Annotated in this window: 8 protein-coding genes; 2 read left to right on the top strand and 6 right to left on the bottom strand. The window is 66.0% G+C overall.

The features are described 5' to 3' along the window. Positions 1–91 precede the first annotated feature (91 nt). Positions 92–994, top strand: coding sequence for an SMP-30/gluconolactonase/LRE family protein (locus QX010_RS30585; RefSeq protein WP_315801274.1), 903 nt, complete (start codon positions 92–94; stop codon positions 992–994). A 342-nt stretch (positions 995–1336) separates the two neighbouring features. Here the strand turns inward: QX010_RS30585 and QX010_RS30580 are convergent, their stop codons facing one another. The 4 genes from QX010_RS30580 to QX010_RS30565 form a co-directional block, all read right to left on the bottom strand. Further along, positions 1337–1717: a hypothetical protein gene (locus tag QX010_RS30580; protein ID WP_316183357.1), complete on the bottom strand. Its 381-nt coding sequence runs from the start codon at positions 1715–1717 to the stop codon at positions 1337–1339. A 99-nt stretch (positions 1718–1816) separates the two neighbouring features. Beyond that, a complete protein-coding gene (locus tag QX010_RS30575) occupies positions 1817–2695 on the bottom strand; it encodes a transglutaminase family protein (RefSeq protein ID WP_316183356.1) in 879 nt (292 codons plus the stop codon). Beyond that, the gene (locus QX010_RS30570) at positions 2692–5226 is read right to left on the bottom strand and encodes a circularly permuted type 2 ATP-grasp protein (RefSeq protein WP_316183355.1); all 2535 of its coding nucleotides are present in this window, start codon (positions 5224–5226) and stop codon (positions 2692–2694) included. Before QX010_RS30570 ends, QX010_RS30575 begins: the two co-directional genes overlap by 4 nt. Before the next feature lie 30 nt (positions 5227–5256). Beyond that, positions 5257–8568 carry a transglutaminase family protein gene (locus QX010_RS30565; protein ID WP_316183354.1) on the bottom strand — a complete coding sequence of 1104 codons (3312 nt, stop codon included), beginning with the start codon at positions 8566–8568 and terminating at the stop codon, positions 5257–5259. Between the two features lie 434 nt (positions 8569–9002). Between QX010_RS30565 and QX010_RS30560 the strand changes: the two genes are divergently transcribed. Then, positions 9003–9200: a hypothetical protein gene (locus QX010_RS30560; RefSeq protein ID WP_008964013.1), complete on the top strand. Its 198-nt coding sequence runs from the start codon at positions 9003–9005 to the stop codon at positions 9198–9200. Between the two features lie 236 nt (positions 9201–9436). On the opposite strand, the gene QX010_RS30555 is transcribed toward QX010_RS30560, so the two are convergent. Both QX010_RS30555 and QX010_RS30550 read right to left on the bottom strand, forming a co-directional pair. Beyond that, positions 9437–10960, bottom strand: a complete 1524-nt coding sequence (locus QX010_RS30555) for an altronate dehydratase family protein (RefSeq protein ID WP_316183353.1) — start codon at positions 10958–10960, stop codon at positions 9437–9439. Between the two features lie 117 nt (positions 10961–11077). Further along, positions 11078–11857 (bottom strand): HpcH/HpaI aldolase family protein, encoded by a 780-nt coding sequence (locus tag QX010_RS30550; protein WP_316183352.1) that lies wholly within the window; start codon positions 11855–11857, stop codon positions 11078–11080. Positions 11858–11938 lie beyond the last annotated feature (81 nt).

The raw sequence follows: 11938 nt of genomic DNA, 5'->3' as shown, positions 1-11938 counted from the left end.
TGATGGCGGGCACGGCGCGCACGAGAGCGCGTTGTGGCGCGCGCAGTGGCGTATCGCGCCTTTGCCCACCCTACGCATCTCGTGTTGGGCGATGCTCGTCACGCTCGCCCTCGCGACCGTCCCTGCCCTGGCCACCTCGAAACTGTTCGAGAGCGCGCAGCTCACACCTTCCGGCGAATACACCTTCGGCATCGAAGGCCCCGCCGTCGATCGCGACGGCAATCTCTACGTCGTCAATCTCGGCAAGCCCGGCACGATCGGCCGGCTCGCACCTGAGGCGACCACGTCAGAGAAATTCACCGAGCTGCCCGACGGCAGCGTCGGCAATGCGATCCGCATCGACGCCGCCGGCACGATGTTCATCGCCGACTACAAGAAGCACAACATCTTCGCCATCGCACCGGGCGAGACCGCGCCGCATCTCGTCTTCCATGCCGACGACATGAGCCAGCCCAACGACATCACGCTGTCGCGCCACGGCACGATCTATGCGAGCGATCCGAACTGGAAGGCGCGCAGCGGCCGCATCTGGCGGATCGCGAGGGGGCCCAACGGCGCGCTGCAGGGCGAGGCGATGGCGGCACCGCGGGCGATGGGCACCGCCAACGGCATCGATCTGAGCCCTGACGGCCGCACGCTCTATGTTGGCGAATCCAGCAGCGGCGAGATCTGGTCGTATGCGGTCGATGGCGACGCGCTCGCCACGCCCAGACTGATCAGAAGGTTCGAGCCCAACACGATCGACGGCCTGCGTACCGATGCCAGCGGCCGGCTGTTCGTCGCACGCATCCTGAAGGGCAGCATCGCCGTGCTGACGCCCGACGGCCGCGCCATCAGGGAGATCACGCTGCGAGCCAAGGAGCCGACCAACCTCGCCTTCGGCGGCAGCGACGGCAAGACCGTGTTCGTCACCCAGCGTCAGGGCGGCTTCGTCGAGTCCTTTCGCACCGATGTCGAAGGGCGCGAGCATTGCTTGCAGATGCAGACGTGCTGACTGCTCAGCCGGGTGGGACACGACCAGCATCACTCGGACACGCGACACTACTGCAGCATATTCAATGTCTGGCGCTCATGAGAGACCGTGCAACAGATTGGCTGTCGTCCCGGGCAAGCCGTGCCAGCGCGACAGCGTTGGCACGGCGCCGACCCGGGACCCATACTCCGCAGCAGGAGTGATGAGCACGATGTTGCGAGCTGCGTGCCGCCCAATAAAACAGTTGGGGTTATGAGTCCCGGCGTTCGCCGGGACGACACTGGTTGTTGCGCAAGCGCATTCCAACTCACTGGAAACGGAAAGCCCCGCATGCGCGAGGGCCTTCCTGACAACAGCGATCGCTTACCGCCCGTACACCACCGGCGCGCGTTGGACGATCAGCGGCGGCGGCAGGTCGCGCTGCCAGACGCGGCCGTCGTCGAACTGGATGCGCATGCCGTCGGGCGAATAGACCGCGCTTTCGTCACGTGCATCGATCCAGAGCCTGCTGTTCGGCGCATTCCAGTCCGGCCAGGCCTGGAGGGACTCGCCGGTCTCGGTGGTCAGGTTCACGGCATCGCCGTTCTGCGTCACGAAGGCAGGCGCGCCGATCATGCCGTCACGGCACATCTGGATGCAGCGGTAGGTGCCGGTGAGGTTGGCGCTCGGCTGGGCCGAGGCGCTGCCGGCGACGCAGGCGCCGACCAGGCCAATGACGATTGCAGCACGTTTCATGTCGATCACTCCATCGCTCGAAAGGGTCAGCCAGCCCCCATTCGGGCCCCTCGGGCGGATCAAGTGCGATGCGGGAAAAATGTTCCGGCCGTTCCCGGCCAGGGAACCCTACTCGACCCTCACGACATCGACGGCGACGCCAAGCTTCTGCTTGCGCGAGCCGACGATGATGCCGTCGACCGGCGAGACGTCGGAGAAGTCCCGTCCCATGCCGAGGATGATGTGATCATTGCCGACCAGGAGATCATTGGTCGGATCGAAGCCGATCCAGCCGAGTTTGTCGCCGCACCACAGCGACACCCAGGCATGGGTGGCGTCGGCGCCCTGCAGCCGCGGCTGACCCTCGGGCGGGATGGTGCGCAGATAGCCGCTGACATAGGCCGCGGGCAGGCCGAGGCCACGCAGGCCGGCGATCATGACATGCGCAAAATCCTGGCAGACGCCATGGCGATTGTCGAACACCTCGCGCAGCGGGGTCGAGATCACGGTCGCCTTCGGATCGTATCTGAACTCCTTGCGGATGCGCCGCATCAGATCGGCGGCGCCGGTGACGATGCCGGTGCCGGCGCGAAAGCTTGCCGCAGCATAGTCCGTCACCAGCTCCAGCACGGGCACCAGGGCGCTTTCGAAGACGTAGCCGATCGGCGACGACGGGCCGAGGCTCGTCGCCTCGAACGCTGCATCGCGCACCTGCTCCCAGTCCGCACTCGGCGCATCGCGCTCGGGCGGCGTGCGCGACAGCCTCACCCGCGAGCGCGAGTCGATGCGCAGGTGGCGGTGCTGGGTGTCGATCACGACGCTCTCGGTCAACGTGCCGAAGAAATCGCGCCGCGCGGTCCGCTCCGAGGGCCGCGGCCGGATGTCGACGCTGTGCGAGATCAGCTCCTGGCCGTCGCCGCTGAGCGGCTCCAGCCGCAGCGAGCAGCGCGCGAAGCTGACGGCGCTCTCATACTCATAGGTCGTGACGTGCCGGATGTCGTAGATCACGCGAGGCCCGTCAGCTTTTCCGGCCGCGTCGCGTTCGGACCGTGCGGGAAATAATGCTGGCCGATCGCCTCCGCCAGGTTGAGCAGGTCCTGCTCCAGCGCAAACAGGGCGCGGCCGTCGAGATGCGCCGCCTCCGCCGCGGTCAGCCGCGCGCCCAGCGAGATCGCGAGGCGCTGCGGCCGCTCAATCAGCCCGTTCTCCTTCAGCACCGGCAGGCTCGCGATGTGCTCGTTGAGCAGCTCGACCTGGAACGCGACCGAGCGCGGATTGTAGAGGTCGAGCACGACGAGATCGCGGATCGGCGCCAGCGACGGGCCGATCAGATAGCGCGAGCGATAGGTGATCTGACAATCGACCAGCGTGAGCAGGACGTCGAGGTCCTCGGGCGTCGCCTCGTCATAGCCGAACTGGCGCGCGAAGCGCGCGGTGTTGATGGCGCGTTCGGCGCGACGCCCCATGTCGAGGAAGCGCCAGCCGGCGGCACGATTCATGTTCTCCTGGGCGAGGCCGGCGAAGCTCGCGAGCCGGTCCAGCGTGAGCTCGGCGATGCTGACGACGGCGTCCTCATCCTCGGCCTCCTGCGCCAGCCGGTTCGGCATCTCGGTGATGACCTGCCAGGCGTCGGGCGAGAGGCGCTCGCGCAGCGAGGTCGCGGTGCGCTGGGCCGATCTGAGCAGCGACAGCGCCGAGCCGAACTGCGCCTCGGCCTGCAGCGCCTCGGCCGCCACCTGGAATCCCTTGCTGCGCGAGGTCTGCCCGACCGCGCCCCACGCCAGCAACAGCCGTTGGATGCGCTCGGCGGTGTTGAGCTGCGCCAGCGAGCCCTTGCCGGGATCGCGATGCTGGGCGGCGAGCGCGCGGATCAGCCGCACGGTGGCCTCGGCGCGCTCCAGATAGCGTCCCAGCCAGAACAGATTGTCGGCGGCACGGCTCGGCAGCACGCCGGCGATGCGGCGGATCCGCACATTGTCGGAGCCCGGCAGCAAGGTGCGCGCCGCGACCGCCTTGTCGGACACCACCCAGACGTCGGCGGCGCGCGCGCCGTCGCCCATCGACACCGCGCGCGCATCGGGCTTGTCGGCGATGCGACAGAAGCCCCCGGGCATGACGGTCCAGCCGTCGGGCGTGGCGGCCGCGAACACCCGCAGGACGAACGGCCGCGGTGCGATCCGGCCCCCCTCCCACACCGGCGTGGTCGACAGCCGCACCACCTCCTGGCCGACATAGTCGATGCCGCGCTGGCTGATCGCCGCGCGCAGCCGCTCGCGCTCCGCGGCCGAGAGCTCGCCGGCCAGCACCGGACCGCTGCTGGCGAAGCCGGGCACGGCGCGGCCATAGGCGCCTTCGATCGCGAACTCTTCGAGCCGCGACAGCACCTCGTCGCGCGCGGACTTCTGGCCGCACCACCAGGTCGCGATGTGCGGGATCTTGAGATCCTCCCCGAGCACGCGCCGCGCGAGGCTCGGCAGGAAGCCAAGCAGCGCACGCGCCTCCAGCACGCCGGAGCCCGGCATGTTGGCGATCACCACGCCGCCCTTGCGCACGACGTCCATCAGGCCGGCGACGCCGAGCCGCGAGCCGGCATCGAGCTCGAGCGGATCGAGCGAGTTGGAATCGAGCCGCCGCAGCAGCACGTCGACGCGCTTGAGGCCCGCGACGGTGCGGATGTGCACGCGGTCGCCGCTGACGGCGAGATCGTCGCCCTCGACCAGCAGGAAGCCGAGATAGCGCGCCAAGGTCGCGTGCTCGAAATAGGTCTCGCTGAACATGCCCGGCGTGAGCACGGCGATGCGCGGCTCGTCACGATCGGCGCTGGCGCGCAGCGCATCGCGGAATGCTTCGAAGAACGGCGCGAGCCGCTCCACGTTCATGGACTTGTAGATCGAGGAGAAGGCGCGCGACTGCACCAGGCGGTTTTCCAGCGCGTAGCCCATGCCGGACGGCGCCTGGGTGCGATCATTGAGCACCCACCAGCGCCCGTCGGGGCCGCGGCCGATGTCGGCGGCATAGATGCTGAGGAAGCGCCCGCCCGGCGGTTTGACGCCGCAGACCGGACGCAGATATTCGCTGGAGCCGGCGACGGCGGCCGCCGGCAGCGCGCCGCTCGTCACCAGCCGGCCCTCGCCATAGATGTCCCGCAGCACACGTTCGAACAGCTCGGCGCGCTGGACGATGCCCTGGGACAGTTGCGCCCATTCGGACTCGTCGATCAGCAGCGGCAGATGGCTGAGCGGCCACGATCGCTCGGCGTTGTCGCCCGGCGAGCGGTAGGTGACGCCGGCCTCGCGCAGATGGCGATCGGCGGATGCGAAGCGGCGGTCGATATCGGTCGGCGCGAGCGCGGCAAAGGTGTCGGCAAAGCGGGTCCAGACCGGTCGCGGCTGGCCGTCGGCGCCGATGAACTCATCGGGGATGCCGGGCAGCCGGGCATAGTCGCGGGCCCAATGCTCGGCACGGCGCAGCGGAGAACGTGCCGCCGGCCGACCGGCGGCGGGGCTCGCTCCCTGGTCCTGGCCGCTCGAGCCGTCCATACCCTGGTCCTCCGCACAAACTCCGTGTCATCAATGCAGGAGCGGCCTGCGCAAGTCGAGGGTCATCGGGAATTCATTTGTGCGTTCTTCCGGCGGCAGCGCGATTCGTCCGGGAGTGTGGCCGTGGTCCTGGAAGCGGGCGAGCCGCCGCGCCTCAGCCTCGTAGGAGTTGATCGGCTTGGTGTCGTAGTTGCGGCCGCCGGGATGGGCGACGTGATAGACGCAGCCGCCGAGCGAACGGCCGTTCCAGGTGTCGATCAGGTCGAAGGTCAGCGGCGCATGCACGGGAATCGTCGGGTGCAGGCCGGAGGCCGGCTGCCACGCCTTGAAGCGCACCGCCGCGACCGCCTCGGCGGATCGCCCGGTCAAGGTCATCGGCATCCTCCTACCATTGCAGGTGATGAGGTGGCGGCCCTCGACAAACCCTTCGGCTTTCACTTGAAGCCGCTCGACCGAGGAATCCACGTAGCGCACGGTGCCGCCCGCGGCGCCCTCCTCGCCCAGCACATGCCAGGGCTCCAGCGCCTGCCGCAGCTCCAGGGTCACGCCGCCATGCTGCACGCGGCCGAAGGTCGGAAAGCGAAATTCGAGCTGCGCCTGGTACCATTCCGGCGAGAAGTCGTAGCCGGACGACCGCAGCTCATCCAGCACATCAAGAAAATCTTCCCAGATGAAGTGAGGCAGCATGAAGCGGTCGTGCAGCGCCGTGCCCCAGCGCACGAACCGGCCATCCTGCGGCTCGCGCCACAATTTGGCGATCAGCGCCCGGATGAGAAGCTGCTGCGCCAGCGACATGCGGGGATCCGGCGGCATTTCCAGCGCGCGGAACTCCACCAGTCCGAGCCGGCCCGTCGGTCCCTCCGGCGAGTACAGCTTGTCGATGCAAATCTCCGAGCGATGGGTGTTGCCGGTGATGTCGACCAGCAGATGCCGGAACAGCCGGTCGACCAGCCACAGCGGCACGCTCTGCCCGACGTGGGGCACGTTGGCGAGCGCGATCTCGAGCTCATAGAGGCTGTCGTGGCGCGCCTCGTCGATTCGCGGAGCCTGGCTGGTCGGCCCGATGAACATGCCGGAGAACAAATAAGACAGCGACGGGTGCCGTTGCCAATACAGGACCAGGCTCTTCAGCAGATCCGGGCGCCGCAGGAACGGCGAATCCGGCGGCGAGCTGCCGCCGACGACGACATGATTGCCGCCGCCGGTGCCGGTGTGGCGGCCGTCGATCAGGAAGCGATTGGCGCCGAGCCTCACCTTCGCCGCGTCCTCATAGAGCCCGAAAGTGATTTCGACCGATTGCCGCCAGCTCGCGGCCGGCTGGATGTTGACCTCGATGACGCCGGGATCGGGTGTCACCTTGATCACCTCGATGCGCGGATCGAACGGCGGGGCATACCCCTCGACGTGAACCTTGATCTGCATCGCCTCGGCCGTCGCTTCGACCGTTGCGACCAGTTCCAGGTAGTCCTCGATGGTTTCGACCGGCGGCATGAACACGCAGAGAATGCCGTCGCGGATCTCGACCGACATCGCGGTGCGGACGCCGAGCCCTCCCCAGTACTGATACTGCACGTCCTGCGGCGACTGTGCACGATCGAGCTTCGGCAGCGGCGGCACCTGCGGCACGATCACCGGGCGTCCCTGCGCGTAGGTCGGCAGCGGCCCGCGCTCCTCCATCGGGTCCTGCTCGTGGATGTAAGGGAAATCCTCCGGCGGAATGTGGGCCAGCGAGCCGATCGGCAGCCGCAGGCCGAGCGGCGAGTCGCCGGGAATCAGGAAAAGCCGCTTGCGCCGCAGGCCCCAGCGCTCGCTGCGCCAGCGCCTGGGCTGTGCATTCCAGCGCTGGATCGGCAGCACGAAGCCGCGCGGAATGTGCAGCCCTTCGTCGAATACACGAGCCATGCGCGCGCGCTCCTCGGGATCGGCGAGCTTGGAATCGAGCGCATCGACGTTCTCGGGCAGCGCGGCTTCCTTCTGCAGCCAATGCGCGGGATCTTCGAACGCAGGCAGCACGTAGTCCGGCTCGAGCCCGAGCGTCTCGGCGGCCGTATCGAGGAAACGCTCTGCGTCCTGGATCGTCGCCATGCGCGGGCCATCGACGCTGGCGATCAGATCCGGATTGCGCCAGATCGGCTCGCCATCCTTGCGCCAATACAGTCCGAACGCCCAGCGCGGCAGGCTTTCGCCGGGATACCACTTGCCCTGGCCGTAGTGCAGCAGGCCGCCGGGCGCGAACCGCGCGCGCAGACGTCGGATCAGGCTGTCGGCGAGCCCGCGCTTGGCTGGACCGACCGCCGCCGTATTCCACTCCGCCGACTCCATGTCGTCGATCGATACGAAGGTCGGCTCGCCGCCCATCGTGAGGCGCACGTCGTGCGCGGCGAGATCGACATCGACCGCTTCGCCGAGGCGGTCGAGCCGGTCCCACGCCTCATCCGAAAATGGCCGGGTGATCCGCGGCGCTTCGCGGATGCGCCTCACATTCATCTCGAAGTTGAAATCGACCTCGGCAACGCCGGCACTGCCGCTGATCGGCGCGGCCGAGTGATAGTGCGGCGTAGCCGCGACCGGAATGTGCCCCTCGCCCGCGAGCATGCCCGAGGTGACGTCGAAGCCGATCCATCCAGCGCCGGGCAGATAGACCTCGGCCCAGGCATGCAGATCGGTGAAATCATTCTCGACCTCGACCGGTCCCTCGACCGGATCGATGTCGGGACGGAGCTGGATCAAATAGCCGGAGACGAAGCGGGCGGCGAGGCCGAGATGTCGCAGCGTCTGGATCAGCAGCCATGCCGAGTCGCGGCAGGATCCGGCGGCCTGCGACAGCGTCTCCTCCGGCGTTTGAACGCCGGGCTCCATCCGGATGATATAACGAATCTTTTTCTGCAACTGCGCATTGAGTTCGACGAGATAGTTGACCGTGTTGTCCGCGTCACGGGGAATCGACTTCAAGTATTCCGCGAACAACGGCCCTGGCTCGATCGTCTCGAGATAGGGCGCGAGTTCCACCTTGAGGCCCTCCGGATAGGCGAAGGGAAAACTGTCGGCATAAGGCTCGACGAAGAAGTCGAACGGATTGATCACGGTCATCTGCGCCGTGAAGTCGACCTCGATTTTGAGTTCGTTCACCTTTTCAGGAAAAACGTAGCGGGCCAGCCAATTGCCCTGCGGGTCCTGCTGCCAGTTCACGAAATGGTTGGGCGGCGTGACCTTGAGCGAATAGCTCAGCACGGGGGTCCTGGTATGGGGTGCAGGACGCAGGCGGATGGTCTGCGGGCCCAGTTCGACCGGACGATCGTATTTGTAATGGGTGACGTGATGTAACGCGACGTAGATTGACACGAGGTTTCGGCGCTCCAGCAACTTTTTTGAGCAGAACATTGCTGTGCTTAGGGATCAAGCACTAACAAAGGGCAAGAGCTGCCTATTGAACTATCCTAAGCCCGAAAGGCGGCATTTGGCGCCGCGACGTTGGAATGTCTTCCCCCTATCAGGTGCCTCCGCTGCACGTACCGGTCGCTTTTCCGGCCGCTGCGCGCCCCAATCGGGGCCGGAACGAAGAACGAGAGAAGAACAAACAACCTATCAGCCGCTCCACGCAGAGTTGTCCACAGGAAGCCGCGGAAGCGCTCACGGAAGATTGACCAGTTCGTCAAAGCAGGGATTAACCCCGAATGATGAACTAACAAGAACTAATAGCGTTGCATTTGCCGCAATCGCTTGATAGCTCGACTACACATGCTATTTAGGACCACCATTGCCAAAAGGAGAATCAAGTGGCGAAGACAGCTAAGAAGGCAGCTACCAAGAAGTTGGCGCGGAAACCCTACACGCCCGCCGACATCAAGCTGCTGAAGCAGCACTCGAAGTCCAAGACCCCGGTTGCCAAGATCGCCAAGGCGATGAAGCGGACCGAAGGCTCGCTCCGCCAGAAGGCTCTGGCGCTCGGCATCGGCCTGGGTCACCAGCGGTAAATTGCTCGGCGCCGCTGTCGCGCGAGCGTCGGCAGGGCCAGCCCATGACGGACTGCCCATAACAGGCTGACCACGACAGCCAGCACATGGCGACGCCCTCACCTGTCATCTGATCTCAGTTGCGATCAAATCTCAGCTAACTTGCGATCTCAGCTGCGATCAGATGCCGGGACATCCGAACCACAGCCCCGATAGGGGCCGTCGAATAGCTGAGTGATCCAGCTACGCTGATCCAGCTACATCGTCGCGCCGAGCACCCAGGGCGCGAACTCGGCCCCGCCGAAATCGAAGCTCTCGCTCTTGGTCGGCTGCCCCGAGGCGGTCTTCAGCATCAGTTCGAAGATGCGCTGGCCGCAGTCCTGAACCGTCTCCTCGCCGTCGAGGATGGTGCCGCAATTGACGTCCATGTCGTCTTCCATCCGCTTGTACATCGGCGTGTTGGTCGCAAGCTTGATCGACGGCGCCGGCTTGCAGCCGAACACGCTGCCGCGGCCGGTGGTGAAGCAGACGAGATTGGCGCCGCCGGCCACCTGCCCCGTCGCCGCGACCGGGTCGTAGCCGGGCGTGTCCATGAACACGAAGCCCTTCTTGGTGACGGCTTCCGCATAATGCAGCACATCGACCAGATTGGTGCTGCCGGCCTTGGCCATCGCGCCGAGCGACTTCTCGAGAATCGTCGTCAGGCCGCCGGCCTTGTTGCCCGGGCTGGGATTGGCGTTCATCTCCGCACCCTCGCGCGCCGTATACTCCTCCCACCAGCGCATCAGGGAAACGAGCTTCTCGCCGACGTCGCGGCTGACCGCGCGGCGCGTCAGCAGATGCTCGGCACCATAGGTCTCCGGTGTCTCCGACAGGATTACTGTGCCACCATGTCGCACGAGCAGATCGCTTGCCGCACCGAGCGCCGGATTGGCCGAGATGCCGGAATAGCCGTCGGATCCACCACATTGAAGGGCGACTGTCAGTTCGCTGGCCGGAACCGTCTCGCGCTTGACCCTGTTGGCGTCGGCGAGCGCTTCCTTCACGAAGCCGATGCCGGCCTCGACGGTCTTGCGGGTGCCGCCGACCTCCTGGATGTCCATGGCGCGCAGGCGGCCGGCGAGCTTCTGCTCCTCCATCAATCCGCCGATCTGATTGGCCTCGCAGCCAAGGCCGAGCACGATCACAGCGGAGAAATTCGCGTGCCGCGCGTAGCCACCCAGGGTTCGCCGCAACAGCTTCAGCGGTTCGTCCAGCGTCATGCCGCAGCCGGTCTTGTGCGTCAGCGCCACCACGCCGTCGACGTTGGGGTAGTCGGCGAGCGGATCGTCGCCAGTGAACGGATTGCGCTTGAACACATCGGCGACCAGGCCCGCGACATGGGCGCTGCAGTTCACCGAGGTCAGAATGCCGATGTAGTTGCGGGTCGCAACCCGGCCATCGGGCCGGCGAATGCCCTCGAACGTCGCCGGAAGATCGAAATTCGGTGTCGGCTTCACGTCGACCCCATAGGCGTAGTCCTTGGCGAAATCGCCCATGCCGCAGTTCTGTGTATGAACATGCTGGCCCGGCGCGATCGGCGCGGTGGCGAAGCCGATGATCTGGCCGTAGCGGCGGATCGGCTCGCCCTGCGCGATCGGACGCACCGCGACCTTGTGACCGGCCGGAATCCGGTCGGTCGTCGTGACCCCCTCGGCGATCGGCAGCCCCGGAGGCAGGCTCGCGCGCGCGATCAGGACGCTGTCCTCGGGATGCAGACGAATGACGGGGGTCGGAGCCATGGCTGTCTCTCTCGTATCAGGACGTCGATCGCGAACAAACATGCGAATGGCGAGCGGCGCATAGCGAAAGGAAACGAATCCTCTTCGCTACGCCCTCCTCGCCATTCGTCTTTCTCGTTACGCCTTGCCGCCGGAGTCCTTGCGGGTCTGCGCGACCTGCTGGCGGGCATAGACCTGCATCAGGCCGACCTCGTTCGACAAGGTCACGAGCTTGAAGCCCATGTTGATGGCGCGGACCGCACCCTCGGCGCCGCTGCAATGAATGCCGGGATTGAGCCCGCGTTTGCCGCATTCCTTCACGATCTTCTCATAGATCTTGAGGATCTCCGGCTCGTCGCGATCGAGCTTCGGCACCAGACCATAGGAAAAGCCGAGATCGGAGGGCCCGATATAGACGCCGTCGATGCCTTCGACATCGAGGATGGCCTCCATGTTCTCGACCGCGGTCCTGGTCTCCATCATCGGCAGCAGCACGATCTCGTCGTTGGCCGTCTTCTGATACTCGCCCGCACTGCCATACATGCCCGAACGAATCGGACCGTTGGAGCGCACGCCCTTCGGCGGATATTTTGAGTAGGAAACGAGGTTGCGGGCTTCCTGCGCTGTGTTGACCATCGGGCAGATGACGCCATAGGCGCCGCCATCGAGCACCTTGCCGATGATGCCGGGCTCGTTCCACGGCACGCGCACCATCGGCGTGACCGGATGGCCATGCATCGCCTGGAAGCATTGGACCATCGACAGATAGTCCTGCACCCCGTGCTGCATGTCCACGGTGACGCTGTCGAAGCCGCACTGAGCCACGACCTCCGCGGAAAACCCCGAGGGGATCGCGAGCCAGGCATTCACCACCGCCTTGCCTTCGGCCCAGAGCTGCTTGACCTTATTGTTCGCCACGACTGCGTTTCCTTCCCTTGTTGTTCAACCGTTCTGTCTCGTTCAAATTCGTTCTCGCCGATGGCGCAACGCAATGCAATC

This window comes from Bradyrhizobium sp. SZCCHNRI1009 (genome assembly GCF_032487575.1).
GTDB lineage: Bacteria > Pseudomonadota > Alphaproteobacteria > Rhizobiales > Xanthobacteraceae > Bradyrhizobium.
Note: the sequence above shows the minus strand (reverse complement) of the source record. Positions and strands in the feature narration are given on the sequence as shown.